The organism is Paenibacillus sp. FSL P4-0081, from assembly GCF_000758565.1.
Taxonomy (GTDB): domain Bacteria; phylum Bacillota; class Bacilli; order Paenibacillales; family Paenibacillaceae; genus Paenibacillus_AQ; species Paenibacillus_AQ phytohabitans.
This window is the reverse complement of record NZ_CP009280.1, coordinates 7,721,104-7,739,009: the sequence shown is the minus strand read 5'-3', so window position 1 is coordinate 7,739,009 and position 17,906 is coordinate 7,721,104. Positions and strand designations below refer to the sequence as shown.

The window sequence follows — 17,906 nt, the reverse complement described above, 5'->3', positions numbered from 1 at the left end:
AAATAAATGGACAGGGAAAAGTGGCGGAGGAGAATTTTGGAACTGTAGGAGCGATAGCGTCCGCCTTTGTCTGCGGATTTCCACCGAGAACAGCGGTAAAAATCAAGAAATCTGCAGACAACAGCGGCCGGAGGGCCAAACTTTCTTTGGAGTCACGGCAATCCGATAATAGATAAAATACAAGTTCAATCTTATAGCACTGTTCCTCCCACATTATCCTCACGCTTGTAAAAACCTCCCTGAACAGGCTGCGCCTATCAAGGAGGTTTTTGTGTTATAATAATTGTCGATAGATTACTATATTTGTCAGGAGAGTATAGCAGTGAATGTAGATGTTAGTATAATCATTCTTAATTACAACACATGCCGCCTGACGATGGACTGTCTGAGGTCGGTATATGACTCCGAGACCCGCTACTCCTATGAAATTATTTTAATAGATAATAACTCCCATGATCACTCGGTAGAGACGATAAGCAAGGAATTCCCGGATGTGCTGCTGATTGCCAATTCGGAGAATGTAGGGTTTGCCAAGGGTAATAATCAGGGGATGGAAGCGGCCTCCGGGCGATATGTGCTGCTGCTCAATTCCGATACGGTGGTGCGTAAGGATACGCTGGAGACAATGGTTGCTTTTATGGACACCCGTCCGGATCTGGGGGCTTCTGGCTGTAAGGTGATTTTGCCGGATGGTTCGCTGGATAAGGCGTGTAAAAGAGGATTCCCGACGCCATCCGCTTCCTTCTATTATGCTTTTGGCTTCAGTAAGCTGTTTCCGGACCGTCCAAGGTTCAACGGCTATCAGCTTGGTTATCTGGACCCCGACGACTCCTACCCGGTAGATTGTCTGGTGGGAGCGTTCATGCTGCTGCGGCGGGAGACCATCGAGCAGGTGGGCGGACTGGATGAGACGTTTTTTATGTATGGAGAGGATCTGGACTGGTGTTACCGGATCAAAGCGGCCGGCTGGGGGATTTATTACTATCCGCAGACATCGATCGTGCATCTCAAAGGTGGCAGTGCGCGCCGCAGACCGTTTAAGATCGTGTACGAATTTCACCGGGCGATGATTTTATTCCATAAGAAGCATTATAGCAGGCGGTACAACAGTATGATAAACGGAGCGGTATATGCGGGAGTTGGCGTCAAGTTCACGCTTTCGCTGCTGCGCAATGCGCTGATTGCTCCACGCAAGGTTCCAACACCAGCACAGAGTCTGACTGTCCCCGGGGAAGCCGGTTTACGCAATGAATCGAATGCTGAGGTGAGATTATGATCCGCCGTAATCAAAAGTTTCTAACAAAGTTATATATGGTTGCCGATTTCCTGGTCATTCAAGTGGCCTTTCTGGCTGCCTGGTGGCTGAAGTTCAAAAGCGGTTTGCTGGAATCCTACAGGACTCTTCCTGTAGAGTCTTATGCTTACTGGAGTATTATCTACGGAGCCATCGCTATTCTGATCGGAATTGTGCTTCAATTGTATTTGCCGAAGCGCAAGAAACGGTTCATTGACGAATTCATCAAAATCTTTCAGGTTCACGCCATGGGTATCTTCATTCTGCTCGGCCTGATGTTCTTCCTGAAGGAGATTGACGTCTCCCGTCAATATCTCGCTATATATATGGGCTTCAATATTCTTTCCATTATGCTGTACCGTTATGTGCTGAAGAAGATGCTGAAATCGCTGCGTGAAAAAGGCTTCAACCGCCAGTTTGTACTGATTCTCGGCGCAGGTACGCTGGGTAAGAGATTCTACAATAATCTGGAGCAGTATCCTGAGCTGGGGTACGAGGCCATCGGCTTCCTGGATGATTTTCATGAATGGGATGGTCTTGAGGAACAACGGTATAAGCCGATTCTCGGCACCGTGGATCAGCTGGAAGGCATGCTGGAGATGCTGCCGGTCGATGAGGTCATTCTGGCGCTTCCGCTGGATGCCCATTCGAAATATCCGACCATTATCGCTACCTGCGAGAAGGCGGGTGTACGGACACTGATTATCCCTGACTTCTTCGACTACCTGCCAGCCCGTCCTTACTTCGATAACTTCGCCGGGATGCCGATGATTAACGTACGCGACATTCCGCTGGATATGGCCGGCAACAAAATGGCGAAGCGGGCGTTTGATCTGGTGTTTTCCCTGTTCGCCATTATTATGTTGTCTCCTGTAATGCTGATTGTAGCGCTGGGTGTGCGCCTAACCTCGCCCGGACCTATTATTTTCAAGCAGGAGCGTGTAGGACTTAACCGCCGTAACTTCATGATGTACAAGTTCCGTTCGATGAAGATGCAGACAGACGGTGAAGTGGATACGGGCTGGAGTACGCGTGAGGATCCGCGCCGCACACGTTTTGGGACCTTTATCCGCAGGACCAGTCTGGATGAGCTGCCGCAATTTTTCAATGTGCTGTTTGGCCAGATGAGTGTGGTCGGTCCGCGTCCGGAGCGCCCGTACTTTGTAGAGCAGTTCCGCGGTGAGATTCCGAAGTATATGGTGAAGCACCATGTGCGTCCGGGGATTACCGGCTGGGCTCAGAGCAACGGTCTGCGCGGGGACACGTCGATTGAGGACCGGATCAAACACGACATTTTCTATATCGAAAACTGGTCACTACTGTTCGACATCCGGATCATCGCCAAAACCATCCGCAACGGCTTCAAGAACGCTTATTAATGGACCGGTCTCATACTATATCATTCCATAGAAACGGTTGCTGCCCCCCTGAGGACGACACAGCCGTTTCTTCTTGTTTTCAGGCCAACTACTCTAACACTTGCAAAGGAACCTGCCATCATGGATAGAAAAAAGATTATCGCCTCCGTCATTATGATCGGAGCTATTGTACTCCTGCTTGTACTCACACTTGGGGGAAAAGAGAAACAGCCGGCTACCGGCTTTGCAGCCCATAGAGTTGTAGCTCATGCTATGGGAGGGATTCATAACTATACGTATACGAATACGCTGGATGCTTTTATCGCTAACTATGAGCAGGGAACCCGGGTTTTTGAGGCAGACCTGCTGCTGACAAGTGATGACAAGCTGGTGGCCCGCCATGAATGGACCGCTAATATGAGCAAGCTTCTGGGCCAGCAGGGTGTTCTTCCTGCCGCGAAGCAAGGGATCGTACTCAACTATGCGGATGTCATGAGCAGCCCGATTCTTGAACTCTACTCCCCGCTGGATATTGATAAGATCATGGACTTGATGGTGATCTACCCGGATGCCTACATTGTAACGGACACGAAAGAGCTCGAACCGGAACTTGTAACGAAACAATTTCAGCTGATTGTGGAAGCGGCCGAGAAGAGGGACCCTGCCCTGCTGCAGCGGATTGTTCCGCAGATTTACAGCCGGGATATGCTGGATGTGGTGAACCGGGTGTACGCTTTTCCTGAAGTGATCTTTACGCTATATCAGACGCAGGATAGTGATGAAGGGGTCATTGATTTCGCCAGTCAAACCGGAGTGGATATCACCATGCCGACGGTAAGAGCTACCAAGAGTTTCGTGCGGAAGCTGAAGAATGCCGGGGCAAGAGTCTATGTGCATACAGTGAATGACGAGAAGGAAATTTCGGAGCTGTCCCGAATGGGAGTGGACGGATTCTATACCGATTTTGTCTCTGAGGACGACTTAAGCAGGGTCAAGGGTGTCCGCTAGTAGTTGAACGTGCAGGCTTCTGTACATCAAAAAGCTTATACTCTAAAAATGCGAAAAAATGTTCGCATTTTTGTTCGCTTTAAATTGACACCCGCCTTCGTACTGACTTAGACTAGAGATACGGCTTTTGCATGTGCAGGAGTATATTTGTTGTTTTGAAATACTGGGAAATAGAGTATTTACTTAGATGAACATTGAGGATGGACGATAATGAATGGAATGCGGCAAATGATCAAGCCGTGGCGGCATGTGTTCAAGCTGGACCCGGACCGGGAGCTTGCTGATAGGGAACTTGCGGCTGTCTGTCTCTCGGGAACCGATGCGATACTGGTAGGCGGCTCCACTGGCGTGACTTATGAGAATACGGTGAGTCTTCTCTCGAGAATCCGGCAGTATGATCTGCCTTGTGCCCTGGAGGTGTCGGATCTCGAAGCCGCTGTGCCCGGATTTGATCTGTATATGATTCCCATGGTGCTCAACACTGCCGATACTTCATGGATTCTTGGCCATCACCGCCGGGCAATTGAACGGTTCGGCAGTCTGATTCCATGGGAATTGCTGCTGACAGAGGGCTATATTGTGCTCAATGGCGATTCATCCGTAGCGCGGCTTACAGGGGCAGACCACTCGCTTAGCGCAGACGGGGCAGCGGCTTATGCGCAGATTGCGGACAAGCTGATGAATCTGCCTGTCGTTTATCTGGAGTACAGCGGAAGGTTTGGAGATATGGAGACTGTGCGTGAGGTCAGGGCAATGGTCGAGCACAGCCAGCTTTTTTATGGAGGCGGTATTACAGGTGAGGAAGAAGCCATGCAGGCAGCTGCTCTATGTGATACAGTAGTGGTCGGCAATATTATTTATTATGATGTGGAGCAGGCGCTGCTGACCGTTCAGGCAGTGAGAAATACGCAGCAGCTGGACCGGGAGAACTTATAAATTTCAAGCTTATATTCAGAAAGGAGCATGTCACACATGCAACTTGTTAACATACAAGACGCCGTAAGCCGGCTAAACCCCCCGCAGCGTCAGGCTGTAGAAGCTACCGAAGGGCCTTTATTGATCATGGCCGGAGCGGGCAGCGGTAAGACCCGCGTGCTTACCCACCGGATCGCCTGGCTGATTGCGAACCGCAAGGCACCGCCTTGGGCGATTCTGGCGATTACTTTTACGAACAAGGCCGCCCGGGAGATGCAGGATCGTGTCTCCAAGCTGGTAGGGACGGAGGGCCGGGATATTTGGGTATCCACCTTCCACTCGATGTGTGTGCGGATCCTGCGGAAGGATATTGAGCGAATCGGCTTCACTTCGAACTTCTCCATTCTGGATTCGACGGACCAGTTATCCGTTATCCGCAATTGTATGAAGGATCTGGACATTGATACCAAGAAATTCGAGCCGAAGGCCATTCAGGCTGTGATCAGTACGAACAAGAATGAGCTGATTACACCGGCGCAGTATGAGCAGAAGATCGGCGATTATTTCGAAGGCCTTGTGGCCAAAGTGTATACCAAGTACCAGCAACGGCTGAGAAGCAATAACTCACTGGATTTTGATGACCTCATCATGAAGACGATCCAATTGTTCAAGGAAGTTCCTGAGGTATTGGATTTCTACCAGAAGAAGTTCAAATACATTCATGTCGATGAGTATCAGGATACGAACCGGGCGCAGTATATGCTCTGCAAGATGCTGGCCGAGGGTCATCACCGGATCTGCGTAGTCGGGGACAGTGACCAGTCGATCTACCGCTGGCGCGGGGCGGATATTTCGAACATCCTTAATTTCGAAGAAGACTATCCGGAAGCCAAAACCATTCTGCTGGAGCAGAATTACCGTTCAACCTCCAATATTCTGAACGCAGCCAATGGTGTTATCGCACTCAATACCGGACGCAAGCCGAAGAAGCTGTGGACCGATTCGGACGAAGGCGCGAAGATTAAGGTGTTCCGCGGCGACTCCGAGCATGATGAGGGATACTTCGTCACCGGTGAGATCAGCAAGAATGTGAAGCAGGGCCAGGCCTACCAGAATCATGCGATTCTGTACCGTACGAACGCCCAGTCACGTGTAATAGAAGAAATTCTGATCAAATCGGATATCCCTTATCAGATCGTCGGCGGGATCAAGTTCTACGACCGCAAAGAAATCAAGGATCTGCTGGCGTATCTGCGCCTGCTCTCCAATCCCGATGATGATATCAGCCTGACGCGGATTATCAATGTTCCCAAGCGTGGCCTCGGGGATACGACTGTCGGTAAATTGGCGGCAGCAGCAGCTTCCCAGGGAGTATCAATCTTCCGTGCGCTGCAGACGGTGGATGATCTGGGCTTTGCCGGCCGGACGCGCAATACGCTGGTGGAGTTCTATGATATGATCGAAGCCCTGCACCGCATGGTGGAATTCCTCTCGGTGACCGAGCTGACAGAGAAGATTCTTGAACTGTCCCAGTACCGACTGGAGCTGCAGAATGAGAATACTCTTGAATCCCGTTCCCGTCTGGAAAATATCGATGAATTCCTGTCCGTAACGATGGAATTCGAGAAGAACAACGAGGATAAGTCGCTGGTCTCCTTCCTGACGGATCTGGCGCTGATCGCCGACATTGACAGCGTGAATGACGAAGAAGAGCGCAGCGATGCGGTTGTGCTGATGACGATGCACAGCGCGAAGGGCCTGGAGTTCCCGACCGTGTTCATCATCGGGATGGAAGAGGGCGTGTTCCCGCACAGCCGTGCCTTCCAGGACAATGACGAACTGGAAGAAGAACGCCGGTTGGCGTATGTGGGCATTACCCGTGCGGAGAAGCAGCTGTTCCTCAGCTGTGCACGGATGCGCACGCTGTTCGGGCGGACGACCGCGAATGCGCCGTCCCGCTTCCTGGAGGAGATTCCGGAGGAGCTGAAGGAAGACACCGTGAAGGAATCGGACCGCTTCCGGCGCGGAGGCGCGGAGGTTGGCGGTGCTTATGGCGGCCGCGGCTTCGGCGGAGGCGGAGGCAGCCGCGGGAACTTCGGCAGCCGCACCGCTGCTGCCGGGAATGCGCCGGCAGGCGGCGGGGCCGCCAGCTTCGGCAGCGGCAGCTCGGCGAGCGCGGTGCCGGGCGCGGGCCGTGTCGTAGTGACGACCGGAGGCGCGCAGAGCGCTCCGGGAGCAGGGGCCGCAGCGTCCGCCGGCTTCAAGGCGGGCGACAAGGTCTCCCACGGCAAATGGGGCATAGGCACCGTTGTGGCCGTGAAGGGCAGCGGCAACGATACGGAGCTGCAGATTGCCTTCCCGGCGCCGGTGGGCGTGAAGCGGCTGCTGGCCGGCTTTGCACCGATCACCAAAGTTGAATAAAGCAAGCTGCGATTAACGATTGTGTTTTTGGATCACGCTAACCGTAGGAAACCTATTTGACGGAGGGATGTGCCGGATGGATATTATGTTCACGATGGAAGAGCTCGTAGCCGAGCTGAATCAATATAACTATCATTACTATACAATGGATGCGCCGCAGATCAGCGACAAGGAATATGATGCGCTCTATGACAAGCTGGTGGCGCTGGAAGCGGAGAGCGGAATTGTACTGCCGCATTCTCCAACACAGCGGGTGGGCGGGGAACTGCTGAAGGGCTTCACGCCACACCGCCATCTGGCACCACTGTGGAGTCTCGACAAGGCGCAGAATATTGAACAGCTGCGCACCTGGAACGCCCGTGTGCTGAAGCTGGTGAATGACTACAACACCAAGAATCCGGAGAATCCTCTGCCTGACCCGTGTTATGCGGTGGAGCTGAAGTTTGACGGCTTAACGCTGAACCTGACCTACCGTGACGGCGTACTTGTCCAGGCGGCAACACGGGGCAACGGCGTAACAGGCGAAGGTATCCTTGCCCAGGTGAAGACGATCAAATCCGTTCCTTTGAACATCCCGTTCAAGGAAGGCCTGATCGAAGTGCAGGGCGAGGGGATCATGAACCTGTCTGTACTGGCTGACTATAATACACGTGCGGCGGAGCCGCTCAAGAATGCGCGCAACGGTGCAGCCGGTGCGCTGCGCAACCTGAATCCTAAGATGACTGCGGACCGCAGACTGAATGCCTTCTTTTATAATGTGGGGTACTCGGAGGGCGTACAGTTTGCCGATCATCAGGAAATGATGGATTTCCTGCGCAGCAACCGGTTCAAGGTCAACCCGTATCTCAATTACTTCAGTAATTTCGATGACGTTACCGAGCAGCTGGCTGAGATCGAAGAGAGCCGTTCCGGCCTCGATTATCTGATTGACGGGGCAGTCATCAAGGTGACAGATTTCCGGATCCGCGAAGCGCTGGGCTATACGGATAAGTTTCCCCGCTGGGCGGTTGCCTATAAATTCGAGGCGGAAGAAACCACGACGATTCTGGAGTCGGTCAGCTGGAACGTAGGCCGTACAGGCAAAGTAACTCCGCTGGCGCGCGTAGAGGCTGTGGAGCTTGCCGGTGTTACGGTGCAGAATTGCACACTTAACAACGTGGGCGACATTGAACGGAAGAATCTGAAGTTTGCACTGGGCACACGGGTTTTCATCCGCCGCTCCAATGATGTAATCCCGGAGATTCTGGGCAAGGTGACCGAAGAGAGTGACGGCGGGGAGATTATTTTCCCTGAGAATTGTCCGGCCTGCGGCTTCCCGCTGGAGATGCGCGGTGCACATCTGTTCTGTAATAACAAGCTGGACTGCAAGCCGCAGATTGTCAGCCGGATTACGCATTTTGCCTCTAGAGATGCCATGGACATTGAGACATTCAGTGAGAAGACGGCTGCTCAGCTGCATGAAGAGCTTAGTGTACGTGAGCCGGCCGATCTCTATGAATTGACCTTCGAGCAGCTCGTGAAGCTGGACCGTTTCGGGGAGAAGAAGGCGGATAATCTGCTCCAAGCACTGGAAGAGAGCAAAGGGCGGGACCTCGCCTCCTTCTTATATGCCCTCGGTATCCCGAATACCGGAAAAGCAACCACCCGAATGCTGGCTGACCACTACCGCAGTCTGGACGCTGTAATGTCCGCTACGGCGGAGGAGCTGGCCGGTCTGCCGGATATCGGCGGGATTGTGGCTGAGAGCATCGTGAATTATTTTGCCGACCCGTTCGTGGTTGTAAGCATTAACCGTATGCTGGCGCTGGGTGTAGAGGCTAAGGCACCCGAAGCTCCGCGTGTAGTCAGTACCAATACTTTCTTTAGCGGCAAAACCGTTGTCCTGACCGGTTCCCTGCAGAAAATGACCCGCGAGGAAGCGGCTGAGCGTCTGGAGGCTCTCGGAGCTAAGGTGTCCGGCAGTGTCTCCAAGAAGACCGATCTGGTCATTGCCGGTGAGAAGGCAGGCAGTAAGCTGGCCAAAGCGCAGCAACTCGGCATTCAGGTCATTGAAGATGAAGACGAACTGATTCGGCTTCTGGAAAGCTAAGCATACACAAAATCCCGGGGTCCTCGCACTTAGCGAACGACACCGGGACTTTTTTTATCTCAAATATAGACTATGCCTGCATTATTTCGCCGCGTTCAGCCCCATCGACTGCAGAAGCTTATCAAATATAAGAGTGTTCTCATAGACGCCAGTGAATAGCTGAGCGTTCTTGCCCATAGCCGTAACCGGAATATCAACAGCAGTATGTCCCGAAGTCGTCCAGTCGACTACAAAGTTAAGCTTGGAGTTGGCAATAGCGAAAGGGCCATCTTCCTGAGAAATAGCATCTCCGCTCTCATCCTCTGCATCCACCGCTTCAATCGAGAATCCGCCCGTTTCATGGTCAGCCAGTACAAGTACCAGGGTGTCAGGGTTTTTCTTCGCATAGTCTTTAGCCACCTGAACGGATTTGTCCAGCTCCTGGCCGGATTTGATCGTCATTTTGGCGTTGTTTTTGTGGGCGAACTCGTCCGTGCCTTCTTCTTCAACCATCAGGAAGAATCCTTTGGAGTTGGCGTCCAGCGTATCGATCGCTTTCTTCGTCATCTCAGCCAGGGAGACTACAGGCTTATAGATATCCCCTTTGCCTTCTTCATTCTGCTGGAACATTTCTTCATTGGCGAAAAGCCCCAGCAGCTTGCTGCCCTTAGCCTTCTGCAGATCAGTCTTAGTGGAGACATAGCTGTAGCCCAGTTGTTTCGCTTTTTCTACCAGATTCCCCTGGGTTCCCTTGCTCTTCTCGGAAGGATCTTCAGCAGGCTCGTCCGGGAATTTGCCGGGCTGTCCGGCCGGATACCAGAAATCCTCCCCTCCGCCGAGTAGCACATCTACCCTGCTCTTGGTCAGCAGCTGGAGTGCGATATCGCTCTGCTTGGAACGGTCTTCCACATGTGCGCCAAAAGCAGCTCCTGTAGCGTCAGTAACCTGGCTCGTCGTCACCACTCCGGTGGACTTACCCGCTTTTTTGGCATATTCCATAAGAGTCGCAACCGATTTCTTGTCGGCATCCATGCCGATGGCCCCGTTATAAGTCTTCACACCGCTTGCGTAGGCTGTTGCGGATGCCGCAGAGTCCGTTACCGGAACCGTGGAGCTTGTATGAATCAGGCCGACGTATGGCATCGAGTCCATAGCAAGGTTGCCTTTTTCACCTACAGTGGCTAACCGGATGGCATTACGCTGAGCAGTCCCCATGCCGTCGCCGACGAATAGAATTACATTTTTGGTTTTGGAGGTTGCCGCGTCGGCCTGATTGCTTGAAGATCCTGTGGTGACTACACCTGAGACGAGCAGCGCAGCGGCTGCAGTTGCGGCAAAAGCGGTCTTCACTCCATACTTTTTAGCTGATTTCATATTTACCCTCCTATAATCTTTGGTTTACTCCCTTATACTAGAGAGCATTCATTAAGAGAGTGTTACTCAAATATACATTTAATGTAAAGATGAGGCTGTTTCTATAAAATAAAAATCTCCCGTCCCTGAACAAGGGAAGCGAGAGATTAAGAGTAGCCTTAAGTTACAGCATATATAGAGTAGAATGGAGAAGTTATACCCGCTTGGCGTTAGGCAGCCAGGCATCAATGTCATACCCGCGCTGTTCCCAGTAGCCGACATGATCACCTGCGATCAATTCGATGCGGTTCAGCCATTTAACTGACTTGTAGGCATACATTTGCGGAGTAACCAGGCGTACAGGCCCTCCGAGCTGATTAGGGATAGGTTTGCCGTCATGCATTACAGCCACCATGATATCCTCCATCCGCGCTTGAGCCAGCGTTAGAGAGTCCGTGTAGACACCGTCTCCCGAGTAGAGCTTGACCGTGACAGCTTCATCCTGCACACCGGCCATATCCAGCAGCTTATAGAGTGGAAGACCCTCCCATGTGTTTTTATAGACCGACCAGCCGGTTACACAGTGAAAATCACTGACCTGCACCTCGCGCTGCAGCTTGACGAATTCTTCCCAGCTCCAGGTGAACTTTTTGTCCACCAGACCGTCGATTGTAAAAGACCAGTTGGAGTTATCGAAGGCGGGAATGTCAGTGACGGTGTATACACGAAAGCTGCCTTCGGCTCCCCCGCCGATGGGAGGGGCTGATTCCGCCAGCGGAACCGGATCGGGAATCAGGGCATTGGCATTGGAGGCCGCATAATCGGCTGTACCCGGAAGCTGCAGGGATTTGCCGATCCAGCGTACAAAGGTTGGGCCGAGCGTTACGGCGAGACCTGCTCCTACAGCTACTTTGATGAAACCTCGGCGTGTGTACATAGGTTGAGCTTCTGACGAAGCTGCGGGTCGTGGCCGTACAGTAGGTTCAGTATTACTCTCTACAGGTAACGTCTCCGCTATGATAGAGCGCTTCTTAGGCTCCTTCAGCCATTTAACCCGGGTAACGGAATGGTAGATGATCACCGGGAGTCCTACCCAGGTCAGCAGATCATGAACGAACAGCGCACTGTTAGCCGCTCTGGGCCCGGCAAGTCTGAATTGCCACAGGACAACTCCGGAGACCAGCCAGCCGATCAGAAGAGTGAGCACGAAGATGACATTAGCCTTTTGACCCGTTTTGCCCTTCAATCGCTTCCAATGCTTCGCAGCCAGCAGCAGATAATAGACGACAGGGATCAGCAGCGCCAGTCCAAACACAATATGGCCCCATTTCAGCCACACTCTGCCTTCGCCCAGCATCTCCCTCCAGAAACCGCCCACCAGCATCAGGCCGCTGAGCGCGAGGAACAAGACCAGCCAGGCATTCCACATGTGAATGGATACTAGCTTTTTACCATACCCTTTGCGGATTTTCGTAAGTATATTCTTCAATTGCCTACCTCCTTCGGAGCTTCCAGCCTGACAATAGATAATTCAAGTTTAAACTAATTGTACCGCAAAAAAAGCCTGTTGAATAATGTTCCCCAGCCAGGCTGGACAGAGTGGTTGCCTTTCCTGAACTTTATCTTATAGACTAATGGAAAGAGCTCTGGAAAGGATCAAGTACCCGTGAACCAAGAAACGATTCTGCTGGTGGATGATGAAGTGGAGATTGTGGAGCTGCTGGATATCTATCTTAGTAATGAGGGATACCGGCTGCTTAAGGCTTTTGACGGAATGGAGGCGCTGGAGTGCCTTGGCAAAGAGGAGGTGGATCTCATTATACTCGATGTGATGATGCCCCGCATGGACGGGATTGCCGCCTGCATGAAGATCCGTGAGGAACGGAACATGCCGATTATTATGCTCTCCGCCAAGAATGCGGATATGGACAAAATTCTTGGACTCAGCATCGGGGCAGACGATTATGTAGGCAAGCCGTTTAATCCGCTGGAGCTTGTGGCGCGGGTCAAATCGCAGCTGCGCCGTTACCATAAATTGAATCGGGACGCTCCTGCCAGAACGAATGAGCATGAACTGGTCTTTGAAGATTTGCTGATAGATACGCTTCGGCATGAGGTGAGCGTGGACAACCGCAAGGTAAAGCTGACGCCCCGCGAGTTTTCTATCCTGGAACTGCTGGCGCGGCATCAGGGACAGGTGCTCAGTATGGAGCAGATTTACCTGAAGGTGTGGAATGAGCCTTTTCTGGATGGGGGCAACACCGTGATGGTGCATGTCCGCAATCTCCGTGACAAAATCGAGCTGGACGCCAAGCAGCCCCGTTATGTGCAGACCGTGTGGGGCATTGGCTACAAGCTGGATCATCCGTCCTGAAAGCTGAGGTGAAACGTAGTGAATACCAAATATATCAGTACCATCCGCTGGAAGTTCATCTGGGCCTTTGTGCTGAGTATTATGTCGGGGGCAGTGCTGCTTTTGGGTGGCTATCGGCTGGTCAATTCCATGATCTATCTGAATCCGGCGGAGCCCTCCGCACCGTACTCTCGTATTCTGAAATGGATTATCAACCATATCGGTTCGGCGCCGCTGATGACTGCTGTCGGGATCGCCAGCTTCCTGATCTTCTTCTTCATCTACACGCGTAAAATCGTCTCCTACCTCGAAGAGATCACCAGAGGTATCCAGCAGATTACGAAGCTTGATGAATCGCACCGGATCGAGGTTCGTACGGCGGACGAGCTGGGGGTGCTTGCGGAGAACATCAACATTATGTCTGAGCGGCTGCAGCGTTCGCTGCTGGAAGAGCGCAAGGCTGTTGAGTCCAAAAACGAGCTGATTACCGGCGTATCGCATGATCTTCGCACCCCGCTGACATCGGTGCTTGGCTTCTTGGAGTATATTGAGCAGGACCGCTGCCGGGAAGAGACGGAGATACGCTACTACGTAGGGATTGCCTATCAGAAAGCATTAGTGCTGCGCAAACTGATTGACGACCTGTTTGAATACACACGGGTTAACAGCAGCAGACTGCCGCTTGTGCTGGAACGGCTCGATCTCAAGGCCTTTATGCGCCAGCTTGCGGAAGAATCCGTTCCGGCTCTGGCCCGTGCAGGCATGACTTATGAATTGTACGATGATACCGAATCGCTGTGGATTGAAGCGGCTCCTTATGAACTGGTGCGCGCTTACGAGAATCTGATTGCCAATGCGATCCGGTACGGCAAGGACGGGAAGCGGCTGGAGATCGGGCTGAGCCGTGAAGGAGACGATGCGCTCGTGCGGATCAGTAATTTCGGCGAGATGATCGCGGAAGGGGATCTCCCGCATATTTTTGAACGGTTCTACCGGGCGGAGCGCTCCAGATCGCAGGTCACCGGGGGATCGGGGTTGGGGCTGGCGATTGCCAAGGGGGTTGTGGAACGGCATCATGGAGAGATCACGGCCCGCAGCAGCAGTTCCCGGACGGACTTTATTACCCGGTTTCCGGTGACTTCTTAACAATCTTCAGCGTTTCTTAAGAAGTGGCAGCGGTAATTCTTAAGATTTAGCCGATATCCTTGTGCTATGGGGATGAAACCCGGGAAGGCAGGAGGAATTGGCTGATGTCAAAAATACACACGATACGCTCACTTTACCTCTACATGTTCTGCGGTAGCGCCCTGCTTAGTGCAGGGCTGCTTCTGGCTATGCGGGGGCTGTTTGCTATGCTCTACTCCCGGTATACGCCTGATTCGGCGGCGCTGTTTGTCCGTTTCACGCATTGGATAATGAATCATATCGGCGCAAGACCGGCGGCTGTCATGATGTTCACCGCTGTATGTGCAGGGCTGTTCCTGCTCCGTTCGCAAAAAGCAGCCAACGATACCACGGCGCTGCTGCGCGCCGCAGAGCAGCTGGCGGCCCGCGGCTCCTGTGAGCTTGCGGACCTTGAGGTGCAATCCGGCGGGGAATTCGGCCGGCTGGCCGCCAGTCTGCGCCGGATTCAGCAGGCCGGGTTGCGGCCGGCGGCGGCCTCCGCCATACAAATACCGGCGCCGGACCCGCAGGAGTCCATGGCGCTTATTCTGCGGACACGAACGCTGATCCGCATGCTGGGACAGGCAGAAGCGGAGTCAGGGGAGGCGGGCTGCAGCATACCGGGTGCGGTTCTGCAGCAGCTGGAGATTGCCAGGCTCGAGGCGCAGGGACTGGAGAAGACTCTGGAGAGATGGATACGGCAGGTATGAGAACAGGACGGAAGCAACTGCTGCGTATTTGCTATGCCGGTTTTGATCTGGCGGTCATCCTAACCATACCGATGCTGGCAGGACTTATCTATATTTTTCAGTATGGGGGGCTGATGCTGGACCGTTATCCGGAGAAACTGATTTTACCGGAATCGAGCGTCATTATGGCCTCAGACGGAACTGTGTTGCGGAGAATACCGCTGCCTGAAACAGGCTATCGGACCAATGCCGGACTTGGAGAGATGCCGCAGCTGCTCATAGATACTTTTATTGCTGTCGAGGACCGCCGTTTTTACAGCCATGAGGGTCTGGACTACCAGGGAATAGCCCGCGCATTGGTGAACAATACGGTACGGATGGGGGTATCCGAAGGCGGAAGCAGCATCACCCAGCAGTTGGCACGGGGATTGTATCTGAACCGGGGGCAGAATCTGCTGCGCAAGCTGAATGAGGCTTCGATAGCGCTGGCGCTGGAGAGGCGGTTATCGAAGGATGAGATTCTGCAGCTGTATCTCAACCAAATTTATATGGGGCAAGGGCAATATGGGGTAAAGTCTGCAGCGGAGCGTTATTTTGGCATATCTGACCTGAAGCAACTGGGGATTGGGCAGATCGCGACGCTGGCAGCTATTCCTAAAGGCCCGTCCATTTACAATCCGGCAGACAACCTTGAACGGTCAGCAAGCAGACGGAATCTTGTCCTGAGGATTATGCAGCAGCACAAGCTGATAACAACGGATCAGATGACGGCGGCAATGAACAGCACCTATCAGCCTCCAGTTATGGCTAAGACTGAGGTTGTCGGGGCGTCCTATATGGATGCGGCACTTCAGGAAGCGATGCAGCAGACCGGGTTATCCCAAAAGGAGCTGCGCACAGGCGGGTACACTCTCGTGACGGGAATGAATATCGGGGCGCAGCGGGCCATGGAACACATATTCTCTCAGGAGGATGCGTTCCCTCCGGATGGAAAAGACCAGAGAGCCGAAGCAGCCATGGTCATCATCGACCAGCGGACTGGTGAAGTGGCCGCGCTGTTAGGCGGGCGAAACCCGAGTACAGGCGATCTGAACAGAGCTGTAATCCCTTCCCGGCAGCCAGGCTCCGCGCTCAAGCCCATTATAGATTATGGGCCGGCGCTGGAGAGCGGCAAATATACGCCGGACAGTCTCCTGCCTGACGTCAAAACAGCCTATGGCAGCTACAGTCCCGCCAATCTGAACGGAGTATATCGTGGGCAGGTGAGCATGAGGGTAGCCCTGCAGCAGTCCATCAATGCCCCTGCGGTATGGCTGCTGCAGCAGGTGGGGGTCAGCTATGCCCGCAGCTTTGCCGCCAGGCTGGGGGTGAAACTCGCGGCAGAGGACAATCATCTGGCTATTGCCCTTGGAGGTCTGCACAGCGGCGTCTCTCCGCTTACGATGGCCCAGGCTTACACCGTCTTTGCGAACGGAGGCATTCTTAATAAGGCATATCTGGTGCGCAGCATCAGGGATGCGCAGGGCCGGGAGGTGTACGCGCATGTCTCTGCGCCGCAGCAGGTCATTTCGGCGCGCACCGCAGCGGATATGACCGGGATGCTCCGTCAGGCGGTGAGTGAAGGAACGGGCAGACGGGCGCGTATGAACGTTACAGTGGCCGGCAAGACAGGAACCACACAGCTGGATCTGCCGGGAGTCCCCGGCAAGGCCAACCGGGATTTATGGTTCGTCGGTTATACCCCTAGATGGACAGCGGCGGTATGGATGGGCTTTGACCGCTCCGACCCTGACAACTATATAACTGCCGGAAGCGGGCTGGCGGCTGCTTTATTCTCCAGGGTTCTCTCAAAGCTTTGAATAGATTTGTTTACTCAGCCGCCCATTCCTCAAGCCTCCTGTCACCGGGCAGAAGCAGTGCAAGCAGACCAAGCAGGGGGAGAAATCCGCATGCCACGAACACCGTCGCAATTCCGATCGTATCAATTAAATGTCCGATCACGACAGATCCTATACCGCCAAGACCGAAGGCAAGTCCGGTAATCAGACCTGAGACCGTACCGATATTGCCGGGATACAGCATCTGCGCGTAGATCACAGTTACGGAGAAACTGGATAATAGGATGAACCCGGAGATGATCAGCAGCACTGCCGCCCAGAACTGATTCACAAAAGGCAGAGCCAGCGCAAACGGCACCGTCCCGATCATCGAGACCAGGATGAGATTACGGCGGCCGAAACGGTCGGCGAGCGGACCCCCGAAGAACGTCCCGACTGCACCAGTCGCGAGGTACATGAAAATATAGATCTGGGCATCATCAAGTGTCATTCCGTATTTGTCCATTAAGTAGAAGGCATAATAGCCGCCGATGGAGGCGCCGTACCAGGATCGCACGAACACAATGAAGACCAGAATGACCGTTGTAATCAGAATACGTTTGCTGCGGGCGGGGTCAATGGAGCGGGACACTGATTTTTTGCGAAAAGTATACCCGGAATCAAGCATTTCCCGGTACCAGCGGGCCACATAAGTCTGGACGGCGATCCCGGCAGCGGCGATTACGGTGAACCCGAGAGCCCCCATCTGCCCGAAAGGAATGAATACCCATTTCATCAGAAGCGGACCCAAGGACTGACCGGCGTTGCCGCCCACCTGAAAAATAGATTGCGACAGCCCCTTCCGTTGACCGGCGGCCATATGGGCTACACGCATGCCTTCCGGATGAAAGGCGGCTGAACCAAAGCCCACGAGCATCACGGATACGATGACAAGTACGTAGTTCCCGGCAAAAGCGAGTAAGAAGACGCCGGCAAAAGTGCAGCACATCCCCAGAGGAAGCAGAATTGGGCGGGGTTTGCGGTCAGCGGCAAAGCCGATAATGGGCTGAATCACCGAGGAGGTGAGGTTAAGCGCGAACGCAATCCAGCCAATCTGGGCATAAGAGAGCAGCATGTTATCCTTCAGTACAGGAAACATCGCCGGAATAAGCGCCTGGATGGAATCATTGAACAGATGAACAAAACTGACTGCGAGTAAAATCCGGTAAATAGTTGCCTGCTGCAAATTGCGGGATTCCTCAATAGCGGTGGCAGGAGCAGCGGGTATTGACTTGTTGGACATTTGGACTCCTTTCAGAGACGGGAATTAGCAAGAGCATCTATAAGATGAAGATAAATCCTATTGTAGCCATAAGCGATGTATTATGGGAATCAATTTGTGCGGTATAGAGCGTAATTATGCGTTCCTGGTTTTATTTATAAAAAAGGCTTGCAAACATCTGGGC

The 17,906-nt window shown here is 53.1% G+C and carries 13 protein-coding genes; 10 read left to right on the top strand and 3 right to left on the bottom strand.

All coding sequences use genetic code 11. The features are described from left to right. Positions 1 to 376 precede the first annotated feature (376 nt). From P40081_RS33040 to ligA, 6 genes are all read left to right on the top strand, one after another. Positions 377 to 1,276, top strand: a complete 900-nt coding sequence (locus P40081_RS33040; RefSeq protein WP_042141730.1) for a glycosyltransferase family 2 protein — start codon at positions 377 to 379, stop codon at positions 1,274 to 1,276. Next, positions 1,273 to 2,673 carry an undecaprenyl-phosphate glucose phosphotransferase gene (locus P40081_RS33035; RefSeq protein WP_042140157.1) on the top strand — a complete coding sequence of 467 codons (1,401 nt, stop codon included), beginning with the start codon at positions 1,273 to 1,275 and terminating at the stop codon, positions 2,671 to 2,673. Before P40081_RS33040 ends, P40081_RS33035 begins: the two co-directional genes overlap by 4 nt. Positions 2,674 to 2,793: 120 nt before the next feature. Beyond that, the gene (locus P40081_RS33030; RefSeq protein ID WP_042140156.1) at positions 2,794 to 3,660 is read left to right on the top strand and encodes a phosphatidylinositol-specific phospholipase C/glycerophosphodiester phosphodiesterase family protein; all 867 of its coding nucleotides are present in this window, start codon (positions 2,794 to 2,796) and stop codon (positions 3,658 to 3,660) included. A gap of 219 nt (positions 3,661 to 3,879) precedes the next feature. Further along, positions 3,880 to 4,596: a heptaprenylglyceryl phosphate synthase gene (locus P40081_RS33025; RefSeq protein WP_042141728.1), complete on the top strand. Its 717-nt coding sequence runs from the start codon at positions 3,880 to 3,882 to the stop codon at positions 4,594 to 4,596. 36 nt (positions 4,597 to 4,632) lie between these two features. Continuing rightward, complete coding sequence (gene pcrA, locus P40081_RS33020; protein WP_042140155.1) at positions 4,633 to 6,996, top strand: DNA helicase PcrA; 2,364 nt, start codon at positions 4,633 to 4,635, stop codon at positions 6,994 to 6,996. A 76-nt stretch (positions 6,997 to 7,072) separates the two neighbouring features. Then, complete coding sequence (gene ligA / locus P40081_RS33015) at positions 7,073 to 9,085, top strand: NAD-dependent DNA ligase LigA (RefSeq protein WP_042140154.1); 2,013 nt, start codon at positions 7,073 to 7,075, stop codon at positions 9,083 to 9,085. An 81-nt stretch (positions 9,086 to 9,166) separates the two neighbouring features. Here the strand turns inward: ligA and P40081_RS33010 are convergent, their stop codons facing one another. Both P40081_RS33010 and P40081_RS33005 read right to left on the bottom strand, forming a co-directional pair. Continuing rightward, positions 9,167 to 10,438 (bottom strand): alkaline phosphatase, encoded by a 1,272-nt coding sequence (locus tag P40081_RS33010; protein ID WP_042140153.1) that lies wholly within the window; start codon positions 10,436 to 10,438, stop codon positions 9,167 to 9,169. A 193-nt stretch (positions 10,439 to 10,631) separates the two neighbouring features. After that, positions 10,632 to 11,906: a molybdopterin-dependent oxidoreductase gene (locus P40081_RS33005; RefSeq protein WP_042140152.1), complete on the bottom strand. Its 1,275-nt coding sequence runs from the start codon at positions 11,904 to 11,906 to the stop codon at positions 10,632 to 10,634. A 177-nt stretch (positions 11,907 to 12,083) separates the two neighbouring features. Here P40081_RS33005 and P40081_RS33000 point away from each other — a divergent pair, with 177 nt between their 5' ends. The 4 genes from P40081_RS33000 to P40081_RS32985 all read left to right on the top strand — a co-directional run bounded on the left by P40081_RS33000 (position 12,084) and on the right by P40081_RS32985 (position 16,482). Next, complete coding sequence (locus tag P40081_RS33000) at positions 12,084 to 12,791, top strand: response regulator transcription factor (RefSeq protein ID WP_042140151.1); 708 nt, start codon at positions 12,084 to 12,086, stop codon at positions 12,789 to 12,791. Positions 12,792 to 12,809: 18 nt separating this feature from the next. Beyond that, the gene (locus P40081_RS32995) at positions 12,810 to 13,916 is read left to right on the top strand and encodes a sensor histidine kinase (protein WP_052422126.1); all 1,107 of its coding nucleotides are present in this window, start codon (positions 12,810 to 12,812) and stop codon (positions 13,914 to 13,916) included. A gap of 104 nt (positions 13,917 to 14,020) precedes the next feature. Beyond that, positions 14,021 to 14,644 carry a hypothetical protein gene (locus tag P40081_RS32990; RefSeq protein WP_042140150.1) on the top strand — a complete coding sequence of 208 codons (624 nt, stop codon included), beginning with the start codon at positions 14,021 to 14,023 and terminating at the stop codon, positions 14,642 to 14,644. Further along, positions 14,641 to 16,482 carry a transglycosylase domain-containing protein gene (locus P40081_RS32985; protein ID WP_231575238.1) on the top strand — a complete coding sequence of 614 codons (1,842 nt, stop codon included), beginning with the start codon at positions 14,641 to 14,643 and terminating at the stop codon, positions 16,480 to 16,482. Before P40081_RS32990 ends, P40081_RS32985 begins: the two co-directional genes overlap by 4 nt. Before the next feature lie 10 nt (positions 16,483 to 16,492). On the opposite strand, the gene P40081_RS32980 is transcribed toward P40081_RS32985, so the two are convergent. Then, the gene (locus tag P40081_RS32980) at positions 16,493 to 17,743 is read right to left on the bottom strand and encodes an MFS transporter (RefSeq protein ID WP_042140148.1); all 1,251 of its coding nucleotides are present in this window, start codon (positions 17,741 to 17,743) and stop codon (positions 16,493 to 16,495) included. Positions 17,744 to 17,906 lie beyond the last annotated feature (163 nt).